Raw genomic sequence first — 17,429 nt, forward strand, 5'->3', positions numbered from 1 at the left:
GATCAACGCGATGGGGTGGGGGTGCGGAGGGTGCTGCGTTGGACGGCTCTGCTGATGTCGCTGGGGGAGATGATCCCTGTCAGGCGGCCGTCTCCGGTTATCACCAGGGCTCGGCCGTCGGCGCACTCGGTGAGGCGGGGGAGCAGGTCGTTGAGCTGTTCATCGGGCTTCGCCAGCACCAACTGGTCGGCGCGGCAGGCCACCTCGGCCAGCGTGGTCGATGTCCGCCGCTCCGGCGGTACGCCGCGCACCCGGTCGACGGTGACCAGGCCGGTCGGCCGGCCGTCCTCGGTCAACGGCAGCGCCGAATGCCGGTAGGCGAACAGGTAGTGGTCGACGAAGTCCGCGACCGTCATCTCCGCCGAGGCGGTCTGCGGCTGCGGCGTCATCACATCACCCACCCGGATCCCGCGCAGCGCGGTGCCGGTGCGGGCCTGCCGTTCCTCCATCCCGGCCGCGCCGATCAGGAACCAGCCGATCAGCGCCAGCCACAGCCCACCGAAACCGACCCCGGACAGGAACTGCCACAGCCCCAGGCCGATCAGCAGCACCCCCAGCACCCAGCCGGCCCGGGCGGCGACCACCGACGCGCGGGTCCGGTCGCCGGTGGCCCTCCAGACCGCCGCGCGCAGCAGTCGTCCACCGTCCAGGGGCGCGGCCGGCAGCACGTTGAAGATGGCCAGCAGCACGTTGATGCCCGCCAGCCAGGCCACCGCCCCGAACAGCAGCCCGCTCTGTCCGGCCAGTGCGAGCAGCGCCGCGATGGCACCGAAGAACGCCCCGATCAGCAGGCTGACCAGCGGGCCGACGCCCGCGATCCGCAACTCCGCGCCCGGGTCACGCGGCTCGCCCCGCAACTCGGCGACGCCGCCGAACAGCCACAGCGTGATGCCGTCGACAGTCAGCCCGTTGCGCTTGGCCACCACCGCGTGCGACACCTCGTGGGCGAGCAGGCCGACGAAGAAGACCACAGCCGCGGCCAGCCCGGCCAGTGTGTACGCCACCGGCGAATGATCGGGGTACGAGCGGGGGAACTGGTTCGCGGCCAATCCCCACGCGATCAACGCGAAGATGACCAGCACGCTCCAGTTGACGCCGACCGGCACTCCCGCGACCCGGCCAAGCCGGAAACTGGCCCTCATTCCGGCCCCATACCCCTACTCAGCCCGCCCATGCCAGTCGACGAGGTAGCGGCTAATCAGCCGTCCCGGCCGGGACCACCCAGGCGGTGGGCTGGCCGGTGATCGCGGTGATCAGGTCGAAGTCGCCGTCGTAGTGAAGGACGGTGACTCCGTGCCGCTCGGCGGTGGCGGCGATCAGTAGATCCGCCATCGACAGCGCCCGGTGGTTGCCCTTGTGCAACGCCTGCACCTGAATGTCGATCGCCCGATCCCAGATTTCGTCGGGCATGGCCAGCCACCGGAAGCCGCTCATCAGCCATCTGGCGCGCTGTGCGTCCTTGGCGGTGCGGGCGCTGTGGATGACCTCGATCTCGACCGCCCCGCACACCGCGAGCAGCCCGCGATCGGAAAGCTCGCCGAGCACCGGGGACACGCGTGGCTTGGGCCAGCGAGCGAGGGCTGACTTGTCCAGCAGGTAGTGCTCGTGGTTCACGCTGCGTCCGGCTTGGCCGCCTCGACGGGACCCGTCAGATCGGGCAGCCCTCCGCTCTTGAGCCAGTCGGCGAACTGCCGCCGCTTCTCGCGGTCGACTACAGCCTTGAGGGCAGCGTTGACGGTGGCCTTCTTCGTTGTGGTGCCGAGAATCTGGCCGGCCTCGGCAAGTAGTTCGTCATCGACATCCAGGATTGTCCGGCTCACGGGTGCCTCCTCTAGTAGGCGATACTGGCCGATGATATCAATCTGACGCCTTCTTGATATCAATGCCTACTGAGTCGCCATGGCCGGAGGCGAAGAGTTCCTGTGGCGGAAGCTGACCGGACAACCGCACGCGCCACTACTGCGCCAGGTCTCGCCAGCGGTGCAGCGGGCCGGCCGGGCGCCCTCGCGCTGATCCCCCAACGGGGATGCCGCACCTGTGAGCTGGCGGCCTGTCAGCGGCGGGGGGTCTCGCTGGCGATGGTGGCCTCCCGGGGCAGGGCCGCCGCGCGCAGCGCCCAGTCCAGCGCGTAGTCGGCGATCTTCTCCCAGCCGTCCTGCCCGACGGTGAAGTGCGAGCGGCCGGCGAACTGCTCGTACGCGGTGAGCGCCCGCGACTTCTGGTAGAGCCCGGCGTTGGCGCGGACCACCGACGCCGGCACCACGTGGTCGACCTCGCCGGCCATCAGCAGCAGCGGCGCCCGGTCGTTGCGCCCGACGTCGACCCGGGCTGGCGAGCGCGGGTCGAGGTTGGCGAACGCGCCCTCGAAGTAGACCCGCCCGGCGCCGGGGACGGCGTAGCGTTGCCAGGCCCGGTCGGAGTCCTCCCTGCTCATGGCGTTGCCGAAGGTGTAGGCGAAGTCGTCCGGGGTGAACGGGACGGCCTTGTTCCGGTTGGCGGGGCTGCGCAGGATCGGGAAGCCCGAGCGCAGCTGACTCAGCGGCACCTTGAGCACGCCCTTCACCTGCGCGGGGTGCACCCCGACCGCCGCGGCGCCGAGGCCCCGGTCGACGAGGATCTGGGTGAACAGGCCGCCGAACGAGTGCCCCATGATGATCGGTGGTCGGGGCAGCGCCCGGATGATCTTGTCGTAGTGCGCGACGATCGTGGCGATGCTCTGCTCGGCGATCGGGCTGGGATCGTCCCGCAACTGCTCCACGGACCGGTCCATCCCGGGCCAGGCGGGGGCGATGACCCGCATGCCACGCTCGGTGTACCGCTGCGCCCACCCCTCCCAGCTGCGCGGCGTCATCCAGAGCCCGTGGATCAGCACGACCGTGTCGACCTGGCCCTGCGGCGTGGCACCCATCTCGTCCCCCCGGTGTCGCGGCATCCGGGGCAGCGGTTACCCGCTGCCGTGCCGGGAATTCCTCCGCCGGTTGCTCGCCTCGACGGGTCGCGTTCGGGGGCGGACGTGACAGTGGGCGTGATGACGCAGGGGCATCACGCTCGTCGCGGTGTTTGCTCGCACGGGGGTCACTCTCCGTGGCGTCCGGCCCCTGACAAATGTCACGGCCGGGAGGTGACGGCCGCTCCGGGCATCGGGGTACGCCCCGCCGGAGTATCAGTGCCATGACCAGTACGCATCCGGCTGTCGAGTTGGACGGCCTCAGCAAGAGCTTCGGCGCGGTCACCGCTGTCGACGGGTTGAGCCTGCGGGTGCAGCCCGGCGAGGTGGTGGCGTTCCTCGGCCCGAACGGGGCGGGCAAGACCACCACCATCGACATGCTGCTCGGGCTGTCCCGCCCGGACGCCGGCACCGTCCGCGTCCTCGGCGGCACCCCGGACGACGCGGTGGCCCGGGGTCGGGTCGCCGCCGTCCTGCAGACCGGCGGGCTGCTCAAGGACCTCACGGTGGGCGAGACGGTGCGGATGACCGCCCACTTCTACCGGCACACCCGCCCGGCGGCGGAGGTGCTGGAACGGGCCGGTATCACCGACATCGCCGACCGGGTGGTCGGGCGCTGCTCGGGTGGTCAGCAGCAGCGACTGCGTTTCGCGTTGGCCCTGCTGCCCGACCCGGACCTGATGGTGCTCGACGAGCCGACCACCGGCATGGACGTCGAGGGTCGGCGGGACTTCTGGCAGGCCCTGCGCCGCGACGCCCGACGTGGACGGACCGTCATCTTCGCCACCCACTACCTGGACGAGGCGGACGCGTACGCCGACCGGATCGTGCTGGTCCGGCAGGGGCGCATCGTCGCCGACGGCACCACCGCCGAGATCAAGAACCTGGCCGCCGGCCGTACGGTGCGGGCCACCCTGCCCGGCGCCGACCAGGCCGCGCTCGCCGCACTGCCCGGCGTGGACGCCGTGGAGGTGCGCGGCGACAGCGTGCTGGTGCGGACCGGCGAGTCGGACGCGGTCGCCCGGCACCTGCTGACGCGGACCGCCGCCCGGGATGTCGAGATCACCTCCCGCAACCTCGAGGACGCCTTCCTCGCCCTGACCACCACGCAGACGGGAGCCTGAGATGACCACCTCCACCTCCACCCGCACCGCTGTCCCGGCGCCGGACCGTCGGCTGCCCGCACTGGGCGGCTTCGCCCCGGGTGCCCTGGGTATCGAGCTGCGCCGGGTGCTGCGCAACCGCCGCACCCTCGCCTTCACGCTGATCATGCCGGGCGTCTTCTTCCTCATCTTCGGTCTGCCGCAGGGCGGGCAGTCACTGGACAACGGTCGCCCGGTGACGGCGTACGTCATGATCAGCCTGGCCGTGTACGCGGCCATGGTGGCGACCACCAGCGTCGGTGGTGCGGTGGCCACCGAGCGGGCGCTGGGCTGGAGCCGACAGCTGCGGCTCACCCCGCTGCGCCCGGCGGCGTACGTGGCGACCAAGCTGATCACCGCGATGAGCCTGGGCCTGCTCGCGGTCGTCATCGAGTTCCTGGTGGGTGCCGTGGCCGGCGTCCGCGTCCCGGCGTACGTCTGGCTGCTGTCCGGGCTCGCCGCCTGGGTCGGCTCGCTGGTCTTCGCCGCGTTCGGTCTGTTCATCGGGTACCTGGCGCCGGCCGAGAACGTCATGCAGATCATCGGCCCGGTGCTGGCGGTGCTGGCCATGTTCGGCGGGCTGTTCGTCCCGGTCGAGGTGCTGCCGGACGTGCTCCAGCAGGTCGCGACGTTCACCCCGGTGTACGGCATGGGTGTGCTGGCTCGCGCTCCCCTCACCGGCGACGGGGTGAGCATGGCGGCGGTGGTCAACCTCGTCGTCTGGGCACTGGTCTTCGGCGTCGGCGCGGCCCGGCTGTTCCGCCGGGACACCGCGCGGGTCTGACCGGCCGGGCCGATAGCGTGGACCCGATGGACCTCTCGACGGGGCAGCCCTGGCCGGTGAACCGCCACTGGCGGTTCACCGGTTGGCTGCTGGCCGCGGTCTGGCTGTTCTTCCTCAACGTGCCGCTCGCCACCGCGCTGCGCCAGCCGGAGCTGTGGCGGCGGATCCTCGGTGTGGCCGCCCTGGTCGTGTTCAGCATCGGCTACGTGCTGCTGTTCCAGTGGGCCCGCAGGCTGCGCCAGTCGCTGCTGCCAATCCCGGTGGGTCGGGCGCGGGCCGGGTTGGCGTTGCTGCTCGCGGTGGGCCTGGCCAGTCTTCCGGGCACCGGCGGGGACTGGCTGGCCACCGTGGTCTATGTGGCCGCGGCGGCGGTGTTCCTGCTGCCCCGGTGGGAGGCGTTGGCCACCGTGCTGCTCTGCGCGGTGACCCCGGTGCTGACGTCCTGGCTGGTGCCGGGGTGGGAGGCGGAGAAGGGCATCGTCTTCGCCGTGCTGCTCGCCTCGTTCGCCATGTTCGGGTTCTCCCAGTTGGCTCAGCGCAACAGCGAACTCCGGGCCGCCCAGCAGGAGATCGGCCGCCTCGCGGTCGCCGAGGAGCGGGCCCGCGCCGCCCGCGACCTGCACGACATCCTCGGGCATTCGCTGACAGTGGTGGCGATCAAGGCCGAGTTGGCCGGCCGTCTGATCGAGGTCGACCGGGACCGGGCTGCCGCCGAGATCGCCGAGGTGGAGGCGTTGGCCCGGGCCGCGCTCGCCGACGTGCGACAGACGGTCGGGGCGTACCGCGAGGTCAGTCTCGGCGCGGAGCTGGCCGGCGCCCGGTCCGCGTTGGCCGCGGCGGGCATCGCGGCGGACCTGCCGGTCGAGCTGCCGGAGCTGCCGGAGGAGTGGGACCGGTTGTTCGGCTGGGCGGTACGGGAAGGGGTGACCAACGTGGTCCGGCACAGCGGGGCGCGGTGCTGCGTGATCCGGGTGCACCCGGACCGGGTCGAGGTCAGTGACGACGGCCGCGGTCCGTCCACTCCCGACGCGAGCGGGCACGGGCTGGTCGGCCTGCGGGAGCGGGCGCGGCGGCTGGACGCCGTGGTGACCGTCGGTCGCCGGCCGTCGGGCGACGGCTTTCTGCTGCGGGTGCACAGCCAGGAGGCGGCCCGGTGAGCGGCGGTCCGACGCCGATCCGGCTGTTGCTCGCCGACGACCAGGCGCTGGTCCGGGGTGCGCTGGCTGCCCTGCTCTCGCTGGAGGAGGACCTGACGGTGGTCGCCGAGGTCGGTCGCGGCGACGAGGTGGTGCCCGAGGCGCGACGCAGCGCCCCGGACGTCGCCCTGCTCGACGTGGAGATGCCCGGCCTGGACGGGATCGCCGCCACCTCCGCGTTGCGGGTGGCGCTGCCGACCTGCCGCGTGCTGGTGGTGACCACCTTCGGTCGACCCGGCTACCTGCGTCGGGCGATGGAGGCCGGTGCGAGCGGGTTCGTGGTCAAGGACACCCCGGCCCGGCAGCTCGCCGACGCGGTCCGCCGGGTGCACGCCGGCCTGCGGGTGGTCGACCCGACGCTGGCCGCGGAGACCCTGGCCACCGGCGCGAGCCCACTGACCGAGCGGGAGACCGAGGTGCTGCGGACCGCTCGGGGCGGCGGCACCGTCGCCGACCTGGCCCGGGCCCTGCACCTGTCCGAGGGGACGGTCCGCAACCACCTGTCGGCGGCGATCGGGAAGACCGGCGCCCGCAACCGGGCCGACGCGATCCGGGTCGCCGAGCGCAACGGCTGGCTGCTCGGCGAGTGACCGGGTGTGCCGCCGCTCAGGCGGTCGGCGGCGGCGCGGGCAGTTGGTCGACCACCACCACGCTGCTGCCGGGGCGGACCTCGGCGAGCAGCTCCCGCTGCCCGGAGCGGGTCAGCCGGATGCAGCCGTTCGTGGTGTCCTCGCCCAGCTCGTCGTCGTTGTGCCAGGTGTGCACGCCGATGTGCGCACCGCGCAGCCCGGCCGGCACCGACTCCGGGTCGTCCGGCACCGAACCGAGGGCGTAGATGTCCACCCCGCCGTAGACCGACTCCGGTGGTGGGGTGCGGCCCAGGATGAAGGTCCGCCCGAGTGGAGTCTCCTGGCCGGACTGGCCGAGGCTGACCTCCCAGGAGCGCACCGCCTTGCCGGCCCGGTACCAGGTGAGCCGGTGCGCCTTGCGTTCGACGACGATCTGGTCGCGCAGCGGCACCGTCTCGAACCCGCCCGGGGGCAGCCAGGCGAGCCGCCGGTTGGCCGAGGGCAGCAGGACCGCCGTCCACCCGGCCTGCCGGTCGGCGATCGGCATGGTCAGCTCCACGCCCCGGATCGTCGGTTCGAGGAAGGCGCGCGGTCGACCGCCGGGCGCGTCGTACGCGGCGATCCGTCTGGTCGGGTGCGCGCCGTCGGTCAGCGGCGTGACGTCCATGGTGGCCGGATCGGCGGGGAACCCGCCGGGTGCCGGGTCGTAGTCGACCACCGGCAGACCGTCCGGGGCGGGAGCGGCCGGGAGGACCGACTCGTCCGGGCTCTGCTCCACACTGCTCGGAGTCGGGTCGGCCACCACCACGTTGCTGTCGTCGGGGGCCGTCGAGCTGGGGGTGAGGGCCTGGCCGACCAGCAGCGCGGTCACCAGCAGCGCGGGTACGCCGATGGCGGCGGTCACCCAGACGCCGCGACGGCGGGACGGAGTCTTTCGGTCAAACGACACGAAATCACTCTATGGTGGCGATTGCGCCGGGACCTCCGGTTCGGCGAAACCCGCCGTCCGGAGGCCCCGGTCGAATCAGATTCGCGCGCCGATGTGGATGGCCACGGCGTCGTGCGCGGGCACGTTGGCCGCGAACCAGCCGTTACCGTCCACCGTGATCACTGGTCCGCTGCACGTGCCGCCCGCGTACGTGCCGTGGATGACGTCGCAGTACCGGCCGGCGGGCAACCCCGTGTAGTAGGAGCGGCCGTTCACCGCGGCGTCCTCGTCGTTCACGGTGATGAAGCCCTTGCCGCTGCGGCTGAACGCGATGTGGTTGTCGCCGTTGTCGTACCAGTTGGCCACCCCGGCGCCCTCGGTGGCGTTGCGGAAGCCGACCATGTTGGCGATCACCGGCCAACGGTGCTCGCACTCCCAGCCGGAGTAGCAGGTGGTGTTGAGCGTCTTGTTGGCCCCGTCGGACGGCGGGCCGGCGTCGCGGCTGCTGAAGGTGTAGCTGGACATGACGGTGGGGGAGCCGTACGGCCAGGCCAGCATGAAGGCATTCGCCAGGGCGTAGATCCCCCGGTCCTTGTAGGTCAACACCCCGCCGGAGTCGCGCTGGGTGTCGTGGTTGTCGACGAACACCGAGGCCGGGCCGGTGGGCAGGTGTCCCCAGCCCTCGCCGAAGTTGCGCAGGTACGCCAGCCGCTCGGAGCGGAACACCCGGGCCAGGTCCTTGCCGTAGCGGAACTCGTGCACGTCACCGTTGCCGGTGTACTCGGTCGGCTGGACCGGCTCGCCGGCACCGTGGATGACCTCCTGCACGATGTACGCGGAGCGGGACAGCTTGCCCCTGATCGCGGCGATGTCGGCGGCCGGCATGTGCTTGCTGGCGTCCATCCGGAAGCCGTCGACGCCGAGGGAGAGCAGGTCGTTGAGGTATGAGGCGATCTTCGTGCGGACGTAGTCCGACTCGGTCTTCAGGTCCGAGAGGTTGACCAGTTCGCAGTTCTGCACCTCGTACCGGTCGTTGTAGTTGGCGATGTCGTCGCCGCCGTTGCGCCCGCAGTGGTGGAAGTCCTGGGTCTGGTAGATGCCCGGGTAGTCGTAGTGCGAGTAGGACGAGCCGGCCCAGCCGGTGCCGCCGTTGTCCTGACCGGACATGTGGTTGATCACCGCGTCGACGATCACCTTGACCCCGGCCGCGTGGCAGGTGTTCACCATCGACTGGAACTGGGCCCGGGTGCCCTTGCGGGACTCGATCCGGTAGCTGACCGGTTGGTACGCCAGCCACCACTGGTTGCCCCGCACGTGCTCCTGCGGGGGTGAGACCTGCACGTAGCCGTAGCCCTTCGGGCCGAGGGTGCTCTGGCACTCGCTGGCCACCGAGGGCCAGTTCCACTCGAAGAGCTGGACGATGACCTTCTTGGCGCCGGACGGGGCGGCGACGGCCGGGGGTGCCGTCACTGTGGTGGGCACGAGCAGGCTGGCGATCAGGCCGAGGGCGAGGAGCGCCGAGCCGCGTCGACGTCGGTGCATGGGGACTCCTGACGGGAGCGGGAGCGGGGGTGGTGGTGCGGTGGGGGAACGCCGGGTTGCCGGAATCTTGCAACCCGGGCTGAAATTTGCTGAAAGGTTACAAGCGTGTTGCAGGGAGTGTCAATGCATGCACGTTCGTCACTGTCCGATCTGGTGGGTGGGAGCGGGGTGCAACGCACGGCCGTGCCCCTCGGTTCGATCCCGGCCCAGAAATTTTTCGTGACGGGTGATCCGCACGCCCCGTCGGTCCGTACTGGATGGGGGAGCAGGGGTCGGCCGGTGGTACGCCGCCGCGAGACGATCGAGGAGCAGATGGCCCGGGCACAGCAGGACAAGCAGGCGACGACCGTCCGGACCACCGCCAGCAGTCGGGGGGTGCGTACCCCGTCCCGGTCGGCGAGCGCCCTGCTGATCGCGTCGATGCTCGCCGCGCTCTGGGCGGCGATCATGCTGACCGGCACCGGTCAGACGGCGTACGCGTACGGCTTCTTCTTCACCGAGTTCTTCGCCGGGGTGGTCTCCCTGGTGTCGTTGAGTCTCACCGTCATGCTCGGTCTGCTCGCCACCGACCGGCTGGTGCTGCGTATCCCGCACCGGGTGCTGATGCAGTCGGCGCACCGGGCCACCGGTGTGCTGGGGGTGGCCGGGCTCGGCTTCCACGTCCTCACCAAGATCGGCACGGGGCGGGCGGCGGCGACCGACGCGCTGGTGCCGTTCGTCGGCGGCCGGGGCCTCTACGTCGGGCTCGGCACCGTCGCCGCGCTGCTGATGGTCAGCGTGATCTGGACCGGCATCATCCGCGCCCGCTTCGCCGGCGTCGGTCCGAGGTGGCTCTGGCGCGCGCTGCACTCGACCGCGTACCTGGCCTGGCCGTTCGCCATCGTGCACGGCCTCAACGCCGGTCGGGCCGCAGCGCCCTGGGTGATGTTCAGCTACGCCGGCTGCGTTCTGCTGGTGGTGCTGGCCCTGCTGGTCCGGTTCTCGGTCACCATCGGTCGGCGCAGTCGCGAGCAGCACCAGGCAGCGGTGCGCAACGCGGTGATGGCCGGCCGGGCCGAGGAGGCGAAGACCGCCCGATCGCTGCTGGCCGGGTTGGGTCGGCGCAGCAAGGCCGTCGACAAGCGTCCCGCCTGGGCGGACACCACCACCGCCACCTGGACCGCCCCGCCCGCCCGCCGCGACCCGGAACGGTTCACCGTCCCGGTGGTGCCCGAGCCCGGCTCGCTCGTCGAGCCGACCCGGCCCAGCCGACGCCGACGGGAGGAGGAACCGGCGGCCTACCGCGACACCGAACGGTCCTCGCGCGGCCGGCGCGCCGAGGAGGAGCCGACGCCCCGCCGGTCGGCCCGCCGCGGCGTGGACGACACCGACACCCGTCGACGCGACGAGGAGGAGGTCGAGCCGGTGACCCGGCGGCGCGCCTCGCGTACCCGTGACGAGGTGGCACCGTCCGGGCGGCGACGGGCCGAAGAGCCGGCGGCCGAACGGCCCCGGCGCCGCTCCCGCAGCGAGGACGACGGCAGCCGCTACTCCGCGCCGCCGCAGCCGGCGCTCTCCGAGCCCGAGGAGCCGTGGGACAGCCCGCGCCGCTGGCAGGGCACCGAGCCGATCTCCGCCGGCCCGGTCTCCGCCGAGCCGATCTCCGCCGGCCCGGTCTCCAGCAGCCCGATCTCGTCGGCGCCGCGCAGCGGCAGCGGCCGGCACAGCGCCGAGGACGACCTGCCCGAGGAGCCGGACTACTGGCGCCCGCCGGCCCGGTACGTGCCGGACGAGGTGCCCGTCGACGACACCCCCACCCTGGTCGACCTGGCGTCACGGCGGGCCAAGCGGGCAGCCGGCGAGGGCCGGTCCAAGCGGCGCAAGGCCAGCGCCGACGCGGTGGACGGGGCGTACTGGGCCGGGCTGCGGGGTGAGGCGAAGTGATGCGCACCGCCGTGCCACCGGTCGCCTGTGTGGGCGAGCCCCGGCTCACCGCCGGCTTCGCCGAGTACGGCCGACTCGACCTGATCGCGCACGAGGAGGTGCACGGCCCGATCGGCCCGATGGAGCCGGCGCAGCTGCTCCGACTCGCCGAGGGCATGCAGCTCAAGGGCAAGGGCGGGGCAGGGTTCCCGTTCGCCCGCAAACTGCGCGCGGTGCTGGAGTCCTGCGAGCGGCAGGACCTCGCCGCCGTGGTGGTGGTCAACGCCACCGAGGGGGAGCCGGCCAGCTGGAAGGACAAGGTGCTGCTGACCCGTGCCCCGCACCTGATCCTGGACGGCGCGGCGCTGGCCGCGTACGCCCTGGACGCCGACGAGATCGTGATCGGCGTGGCGGACGACGGGGTCGGCCGGGAGTCGCTGATGGACGCCCTCGACGAGCGCCGGATGCCGGTGCAGACAACGATCGTCACAGTGCCGCACCGGTTCATCTCCGGCGAGGGCGGCGCACTCGTCAACGGGATCAACGGGTTGCCGCACATCCCGCCGGGCACCAAGAAGCGCTCCAGCGACTCCGGGGTCAGCGGCCTGCCCACCCTGCTGTCCAACGCCGAGACGTACGCCCAGCTCGCTATCGGCGCCAGACTGGGCCCGTACGAGTACGCGGCGCTCGGCACCGACGACGAGCCGGGCACCGTGCTGCTCACCGTGACCGGGGCGGCCGGCCGACCGGCCGTTGTGGAGTGCACCGCCGGCATGCCGCTGCGCGACGTCCTCGACCTGTGCGAGGTGCCGGACGTCCAGGGCATCCTGATGGGCGGCTACCACGGCAAGTGGATCACCCCGGAGGCGGCGGAGAAGGCCGAGGTCTCCCGCAAGGGCCTGGCGGCGGTCGGCGGCACACTCGGCGCGGGCATCATCGTCCCGCTCGGTGTGGACACCTGCCCGCTCGGGGAGGCCGCCCAGGTGGTGCGTTACCTGGCCGGTGAGTCCGCCGGGCAGTGCGGACCGTGCAAGATGGGCCTGCCGGACCTGGCCCGCGCGGTGGACCTGGCCGTCGCCGGCAGCCAACCGGCCGACGTGGTGCGGGCCGCCGCCGGCGAGGTGAAGGGCCGGGGCGCGTGCAGCCACCCCGACGGCACCGCCCGGTTCGCGCTCTCCGCGATCGAGGTCTTCGCCGAGGACCTGCGGCTGCACAGCACCGGCGACGGCTGCGGCCGGCGGGTCAAGGGCGTGATGGGGCTGCCGGGCGCACCCGACGCGAACCCGCAGAAGCTCACCCTGGACTGGTCGCGCTGTGACGGGCACGGCCTGTGCGCGCACGTCGTCCCGGACTTCATCCGCCTCGACGCGAACGGATATCCCGCCTTCCCGGCCACCCCCGTGCCGACCTGGCTGCGGGAGGGGGCGCTGAAGGCGGTCAAGGTCTGCCCCGAGTTGGCCCTCCGACTCGCCAAGGCCGAGTAGGTAAGCCTCAGGTCCAGCAAGGGTCCCTTCCGGACCGGAGACGGAGCAGCGGATGCGGATCAGCAGGACGTGGACAGCGGCCGGGCAGGTACGCCGCTGGACAGCGGCCGGGCAGCTGCGCCGCTGGACAGCGGCCGGACCGGTACGCCGTGGCGTCACCGCTGGGGCGCTCGCGGTGGCCCTGTCCGGCGTCGCCGCCTGCACCGGCGTCGCGCCGGGCGGACCCACCGCCGCCGGATCGGCCCCGCCCGCCGTCGCGCCGACCGGGACACCGCCCTCGCCGACCGCCGCGCCGACCGGCGGACCGCCGGCCGCGCCGGCGCAGGTCCCGGACGTGCTGCGCTTCACCGGGACCACGCTCGGCGGGGCCGCGTTCGACGCGGCGCAGCTCGCCGGCAGACCGGTGGTGTTGTGGTTCTGGGCGCCGTGGTGCGCCACCTGCGCCAGTCAGGCCTGGACGGTGGCCGAGATCGCCCCGAAGTACCGGGACACCGTGCCGATCGTCGGCGTCGCCGGGCTGGGTGAGCGCAAGGCCATGAAGGAGTTCGTCACCGAGTTCGAGCTCGACGGCACACCGCAGATCGAGGACAGCAAGGGAGTGCTCTGGAAGCGGTTCAAGGTGACCGAGCAGAGCATCTTCGTGGTCATCGACCGCAGCGGCGCGGTCGTCCACCAGGGATTCCTGGACGGTGAGGCGCTCACCGCCAAGGTAGCCGCACTGGCCGGGGCGTGACCGGCGCACTGCTGCTCGCGCTGACCGCCGGCATGCTCGGCGCGGTCAACCCGTGCGGCTTCGCGTTGCTGCCCGCGTACCTCTCGCTGTTGGTCGCCGGGACGTCGGACACCCGCGGCGCGGTCGGCCGCGCGCTCACCGCGGCGGCCGGGCTGACAGTGGGGTACGTGCTGGTGTTCGGCGCGTTCGGCCTCGCGCTCGCGCCGCTGGCCGGCTGGTTGCGGCCCCGGCTGCCGTGGCTGACAGTGGCGCTCGGTGTGCTGTTGCTGGTGGCCGGCTGCTGGTTGCTCGCCGGTCGGCGGCTGCCCACCCCCGGCTGGTCCGCCCGGGCGCCCCGGCTGACCCGGTCCTGGCCGTCGATGGCGCTGTTCGGCGCGGCGTACGCGCTGGCGTCGCTCGGCTGCGCCATCGCACCGTTCCTGGCCATCGTGGTGACCAGCCTCCAGGCCGGCTCGACCGGCCAGGGGTTGGCGTTGTTCGGCGCGTACGCCCTCGGGATGGGTCTGGTGGTCGCTGTGGCCGCGCTCGGGGTGGCGTTGCTGCGCGACGGTCTGGTGGCCCGGCTGCGCGTCGCCGGGGCGCTGGTGCCCCGCCTCAGCGGCCTGGTGCTGCTGCTCGCCGGCGGTTACGTCGCCTGGTACGGCTGGTACGAGCTACGGCTCGCCGCCGGTCGCCGCGACGCCCTGCACGACCCGGTCATCCGAACGGCCGCCCAGGCCCAGCGAGCCCTCGCCGACGCCCTCGACCGGATCGGCCCAACGGTCCTGCTGGCCGCCCTGGCCCTGCTCCTCCTAACCGCGCTCCTCCTGAAGCGCCGCCCGACCCCAGCCCCCGTTGATCATGAAGTTATTGCCCCGACACGCCGAGGCGAGGGGCAACAACTTCATGATCAACGATGAGGGCGCGGTGGGGATCTGAGGTAACGCGTCGGTCTTGACATCCGGAAACGATCACCGGAGGCTGTCTGACAACGTTGTCACACCGAAGGACCACCATGCGCATATCCGAACTCGAGTTGAGCAGGCGGCGGTTGCTCCTCCTTGGCAGCGCCATCGGCGCTGGACTCGCCATCGCCCGACCCGCCGCCGCCCAGGCCGCGCCATCCGCCACCACGTCACCGGCCGCCGCCATCGGCCCGGTTGCCAAGACCTACCACGCGCTGCTGCTCGCCCACACCCGATGGGCCGAGGAGCAGTGGGATCCGGCGATCAACGCGTACCGCCTCGCGGACTTCAGGTTCGCGGTCGTCCTCGGTAACGCGGTCCTGCTCACCTCGCCCGGGTACGATGCGGCGGCGGCAGGCGTCGACCGGGACACGCTGCACGCCCGTACCGTCGCCACCATCCGCCGCTTCGCGGCCACCAACCGGCTCACCGGCGGCACCGAGTGGGGCCGACAGCTGTTCTGGGACAGCACCTTCGAGCTGTACTTCGTCCTGGCCGCCCGACTGCTCTGGTCCGACCTGGACGAGGTGACCCGCACCAACGTCGACCGCATCGCACGCGGGCAGGCCGCGTACGCCCACTCCCTCGGCACCGGTAACGACCCGCTCAGTGGCAGTTGGACGCCGAACGGCCTCACCGGTGGCTGGATCGGTGACACCAAGCTCGAGGAGATGGGGGTCTACGCCCAGGCGATCGCGCCCGGCCTGGCCTGGGCGCCGGACGACCCCGCAGCCGCGGCGTGGCGCGAGCGGTTCTCGATGTGGACGCTGAACGCGAGTGGACTACCGGCCGCCGACCGGGCCAACCCCACCGTCGTCGACGGGCGGGCGGTCGCCGACTGGAACACCGCCCACAACATCCACGACACGTTCCTCGTGGAGAACCACGGCTCCTTCGGCCCGCACTACCAGGAGGAACTGTGGCGCACCGCGGGTCGTACGGCGGCGCACTTCCTGACCGCCGGCCAACCGCTCCCCGAGGCACTTTCCCGGCAGCCCAACGGCGACCAGCTGTGGCGGACCATGCGGCTGCTGGCCAGCGACGCCGGCGAACCCTTCATGCCGATGGTCGCGGACCGCTACCACCTGTACGGCCGTGACGTCCTGCCGCTCGCCTTCCTCGCGCAGGTCCAGGGTGACCGGCACGCCGCCCGGGCCGAGGCGGACCTCGCCGACCGGCTCATGCCCTACCTGAACTACCCGCCGGAGAATCGGCTCACCAAGTTCAGCGGCGAGCCGAAGTACGAGCCCGAAGCCCGGGCCGAAGTCGCCATCAGTTACCTCTTCCACTCCTGGCGGGCGGCCAACGGCGGCGTGGTCGAGCCGGTCGCCAGCACCGCGTTCTTCGCGGCGGCGGCGGGCACCAGGGACTTCGGGGGGCAGGCCGGGCTGACCGCCCACCAGAGCGCGACCGCCTTCGCCGCGGCGGTCAGCAAGACCGGATTCGTCTCGTTCCAGTGGGCGCCCGCCCACGACAACTGGTTGTTCGACACCCGGGCCGCCTCGCTGCTGCCGAGGCAGTCCGCGCCGGTCCTCGGCCGCACCTCCGCCGCGTACACAGTGGCCCGGGACGGTGTCGACGCCACGGCGACCGTGCTCCGCGTCGCCGGCGGCACCGCCGGATACGTCACGCTGCCCACCGGCACGGTCGTGTACGCCACCACCGGCACCGGTGCCGACGAGGGCACGCTCACCCTGTTCAATCTGGACATGCCCGGCGTACCCGGGCTCACCGGCACCCGTACCTTCACCGGTGAACAGGGGTCGGTCACCCTGGCCGGGCAATCGGGCGTCGGCGACGGCGGCACCGACCAGATCAGCTTCGCGCCTCGCCCCGCCCGGTACGTGCGGATGCTCGGCCGAACCCCCGCCACCCAGTACGGCTACTCGCTGTTCGCCTTCGCCGTGCTCGACGCCGGTGGGGTCGACCGCGCCACCGGCCGGCCCACCACGGCCTCGTCCGCCGACCCCGCCTACCCGGCGGCGCGCGCGACCGACGGCAACCCCTCCACCCGTTGGGCGGTCGCCCGGGAGGAACGCGCACGCGCGGACAGTTGGCTCGCCGTCGACCTCGGCGAGCCGATCGACATCAGCGGCGTGCGCCTGGACTGGGAGGCCGCGTACGGCACCCGCTACGTCATCCAGACCTCGCTCGACGGCACCGACTGGAGCGACGCGGCGGTGGTGCCGGACAGCCCGACCATCGCCGGCTCCTGGCTGGACGTCGACGGACGAGCGGGGCTGGTGGTCCACAACGCCCAGAATCCGATCACCGTGACCGCCACCACGGTCACCCTGTCCAGCGGACCGGCCACCGGCAGCACCCGGCTGGTCATCGAGGGGTACGCGGGCGCGAGCAGGTCGGCCCTGGCCGCCGCGGCGTCTCGAACCCTGCCCAGCGGTGGTTCGGCGGCGTTGCGGGTGAGTGACGCGGACGGATACCTGAGCCTGTTCAACCTGTCCGGCGACGACATCACGGGGGCGGCCGTCACGCTTCCGCAGCCCGCCACGCTGCGGCTGTACCACGGAAGCCAGGTCACCGGATCGGGGACCAGCACCTACCAGGTCGACCTTGCCGCCGCGAGCGCACGCGTCGAGCCGCCCCGGTTCACCGTGACCGCGGCACAGCCGGAGAAGGCGATCCCCGCCGGTACCCGGTTCGAGGTCACCGACTCGCACCACCTGCGGGTCACCGCGCCCGCCGGGCACGTCGTGAAGGTGCAGGTGGAGTCCGCGGCTGGCGGCGCCCGACAGCGGGTGACGGTCCCCGCCGGACACCGCAAGGACGTCACGTTCGCGGGTGCGACGGTGACGCCGACCAACGACCTGGCCCGGTCCCGGACGACCTACCCGACGTCACCGCTCCCGGCCGGCATGACCGACCCGTCGGCCGCCGTCGACGGTGACCCGGGGACCGCCTGGCAACCCGGCCCGAACGGCCGAATGGTGATCGACCTCGGATCGCTGCGGGATCTGGCCTCGGTCCGCCTCACCTGGACCCCCGGTCGGCGGCGGCCGGTCACCGTGGCCACCTCGGCCGACGGGCTCGGCTACGTGACGGTCGCCTCGGTTGCGAAGCCGAAACCCGAGACGACCATCTCGACCAACTCGTCCGCGCGGTACCTGGCGGTCGCGGTAGCCGACTGGCGGCCCGGTGACGCCCGACTGACCCACGCGGAGGTGTTCGGTGCCTGAACCGTCGGGATCGACCACGGTCTGACACCCGTGGCCCGAAACGACGACGGCGGGGGAGGTGCGG

General features: G+C 72.5%; 15 protein-coding genes. 9 read left to right on the forward strand and 6 right to left on the reverse strand.

The window, feature by feature from the left end; all coding sequences use genetic code 11:
• Positions 1 to 2: 2 nt before the first annotated feature.
• From QCZ28_RS24095 to QCZ28_RS24110, 4 genes are all read right to left on the reverse strand, one after another.
• On the reverse strand, positions 3 to 1,142 hold the full coding sequence (locus tag QCZ28_RS24095; RefSeq protein WP_279518777.1) for a site-2 protease family protein: 1,140 nt from the start codon (positions 1,140 to 1,142) through the stop codon (positions 3 to 5).
• A 52-nt stretch (positions 1,143 to 1,194) separates the two neighbouring features.
• A complete protein-coding gene (locus QCZ28_RS24100; protein ID WP_279518778.1) occupies positions 1,195 to 1,614 on the reverse strand; it encodes a PIN domain nuclease in 420 nt (139 codons plus the stop codon).
• Positions 1,611 to 1,820, reverse strand: a complete 210-nt coding sequence (locus QCZ28_RS24105; RefSeq protein ID WP_279518779.1) for a type II toxin-antitoxin system VapB family antitoxin — start codon at positions 1,818 to 1,820, stop codon at positions 1,611 to 1,613. Before QCZ28_RS24105 ends, QCZ28_RS24100 begins: the two co-directional genes overlap by 4 nt.
• A gap of 233 nt (positions 1,821 to 2,053) precedes the next feature.
• Positions 2,054 to 2,908: an alpha/beta fold hydrolase gene (locus QCZ28_RS24110; RefSeq protein ID WP_279518780.1), complete on the reverse strand. Its 855-nt coding sequence runs from the start codon at positions 2,906 to 2,908 to the stop codon at positions 2,054 to 2,056.
• A gap of 263 nt (positions 2,909 to 3,171) precedes the next feature.
• Between QCZ28_RS24110 and QCZ28_RS24115 the strand changes: the two genes are divergently transcribed.
• The 4 genes from QCZ28_RS24115 to QCZ28_RS24130 are packed head-to-tail and all read left to right on the forward strand — an operon-like array spanning position 3,172 to position 6,659.
• On the forward strand, positions 3,172 to 4,071 hold the full coding sequence (locus tag QCZ28_RS24115; protein ID WP_279518781.1) for an ABC transporter ATP-binding protein: 900 nt from the start codon (positions 3,172 to 3,174) through the stop codon (positions 4,069 to 4,071).
• Position 4,072: 1 nt separating this feature from the next.
• Entirely contained in the window at positions 4,073 to 4,873 is an 801-nt protein-coding gene (locus tag QCZ28_RS24120; RefSeq protein WP_279518782.1) for an ABC transporter permease, read from the forward strand.
• A gap of 26 nt (positions 4,874 to 4,899) precedes the next feature.
• Positions 4,900 to 6,030, forward strand: coding sequence for a histidine kinase (locus QCZ28_RS24125; protein WP_279518783.1), 1,131 nt, complete (start codon positions 4,900 to 4,902; stop codon positions 6,028 to 6,030).
• Positions 6,027 to 6,659 carry a response regulator transcription factor gene (locus tag QCZ28_RS24130; protein ID WP_279518784.1) on the forward strand — a complete coding sequence of 211 codons (633 nt, stop codon included), beginning with the start codon at positions 6,027 to 6,029 and terminating at the stop codon, positions 6,657 to 6,659. The genes QCZ28_RS24125 and QCZ28_RS24130 overlap by 4 nt, the downstream gene beginning before the upstream one ends.
• 16 nt (positions 6,660 to 6,675) lie before the next feature.
• Here the strand turns inward: QCZ28_RS24130 and QCZ28_RS24135 are convergent, their stop codons facing one another.
• Complete coding sequence (locus QCZ28_RS24135) at positions 6,676 to 7,587, reverse strand: L,D-transpeptidase (RefSeq protein ID WP_279518785.1); 912 nt, start codon at positions 7,585 to 7,587, stop codon at positions 6,676 to 6,678.
• A 75-nt stretch (positions 7,588 to 7,662) separates the two neighbouring features.
• Positions 7,663 to 9,108, reverse strand: a complete 1,446-nt coding sequence (locus QCZ28_RS24140; protein ID WP_279518786.1) for an alpha-amylase family protein — start codon at positions 9,106 to 9,108, stop codon at positions 7,663 to 7,665.
• Positions 9,109 to 9,327: 219 nt separating this feature from the next.
• Between QCZ28_RS24140 and QCZ28_RS24145 the strand changes: the two genes are divergently transcribed.
• The 5 genes from QCZ28_RS24145 (at position 9,328) to QCZ28_RS24165 (ending at position 17,365) form a co-directional block, all read left to right on the forward strand.
• Positions 9,328 to 11,031, forward strand: a complete 1,704-nt coding sequence (locus tag QCZ28_RS24145; protein ID WP_279518787.1) for a hypothetical protein — start codon at positions 9,328 to 9,330, stop codon at positions 11,029 to 11,031.
• Positions 11,031 to 12,494, forward strand: coding sequence for an NADH-quinone oxidoreductase subunit NuoF family protein (locus QCZ28_RS24150; RefSeq protein ID WP_279518788.1), 1,464 nt, complete (start codon positions 11,031 to 11,033; stop codon positions 12,492 to 12,494). Before QCZ28_RS24145 ends, QCZ28_RS24150 begins: the two co-directional genes overlap by 1 nt.
• 52 nt (positions 12,495 to 12,546) lie before the next feature.
• Entirely contained in the window at positions 12,547 to 13,227 is a 681-nt protein-coding gene (locus QCZ28_RS24155) for a redoxin domain-containing protein (RefSeq protein ID WP_279518789.1), read from the forward strand.
• Entirely contained in the window at positions 13,224 to 14,126 is a 903-nt protein-coding gene (locus QCZ28_RS24160) for a cytochrome c biogenesis CcdA family protein (protein ID WP_279518790.1), read from the forward strand. The genes QCZ28_RS24155 and QCZ28_RS24160 overlap by 4 nt, the downstream gene beginning before the upstream one ends.
• A 95-nt stretch (positions 14,127 to 14,221) precedes the next feature.
• Positions 14,222 to 17,365, forward strand: coding sequence for a discoidin domain-containing protein (locus QCZ28_RS24165; RefSeq protein WP_279518791.1), 3,144 nt, complete (start codon positions 14,222 to 14,224; stop codon positions 17,363 to 17,365).
• Positions 17,366 to 17,429 lie beyond the last annotated feature (64 nt).

Origin of the sequence: Micromonospora sp. DH14 (genome assembly GCF_029809455.1) — a bacterium.
GTDB classification, from domain to species: Bacteria; Actinomycetota; Actinomycetes; order Mycobacteriales; family Micromonosporaceae; genus Micromonospora; species Micromonospora parva.

What these genes read in the sequence shown, in the direction of transcription:
- QCZ28_RS24165 (WP_279518791.1), top strand. Translation starts at nt 14,222, where the DNA reads ATGCGCATATCCGAACTCGAGTTGAGCAGGCGGCGGTTGCTCCTCCTT.
- QCZ28_RS24155 (WP_279518789.1), top strand. Translation starts at nt 12,547, where the DNA reads ATGCGGATCAGCAGGACGTGGACAGCGGCCGGGCAGGTACGCCGCTGG.
- QCZ28_RS24150 (WP_279518788.1), top strand. Translation starts at nt 11,031, where the DNA reads ATGCGCACCGCCGTGCCACCGGTCGCCTGTGTGGGCGAGCCCCGGCTC.
- QCZ28_RS24120 (WP_279518782.1), top strand. Translation starts at nt 4,073, where the DNA reads ATGACCACCTCCACCTCCACCCGCACCGCTGTCCCGGCGCCGGACCGT.
- QCZ28_RS24095 (WP_279518777.1), bottom strand. Translation starts at nt 1,142, where the DNA reads ATGAGGGCCAGTTTCCGGCTTGGCCGGGTCGCGGGAGTGCCGGTCGGC.
- QCZ28_RS24140 (WP_279518786.1), bottom strand. Translation starts at nt 9,108, where the DNA reads ATGCACCGACGTCGACGCGGCTCGGCGCTCCTCGCCCTCGGCCTGATC.
- QCZ28_RS24110 (WP_279518780.1), bottom strand. Translation starts at nt 2,908, where the DNA reads ATGGGTGCCACGCCGCAGGGCCAGGTCGACACGGTCGTGCTGATCCAC.
- QCZ28_RS24125 (WP_279518783.1), top strand. Translation starts at nt 4,900, where the DNA reads ATGGACCTCTCGACGGGGCAGCCCTGGCCGGTGAACCGCCACTGGCGG.
- QCZ28_RS24115 (WP_279518781.1), top strand. Translation starts at nt 3,172, where the DNA reads ATGACCAGTACGCATCCGGCTGTCGAGTTGGACGGCCTCAGCAAGAGC.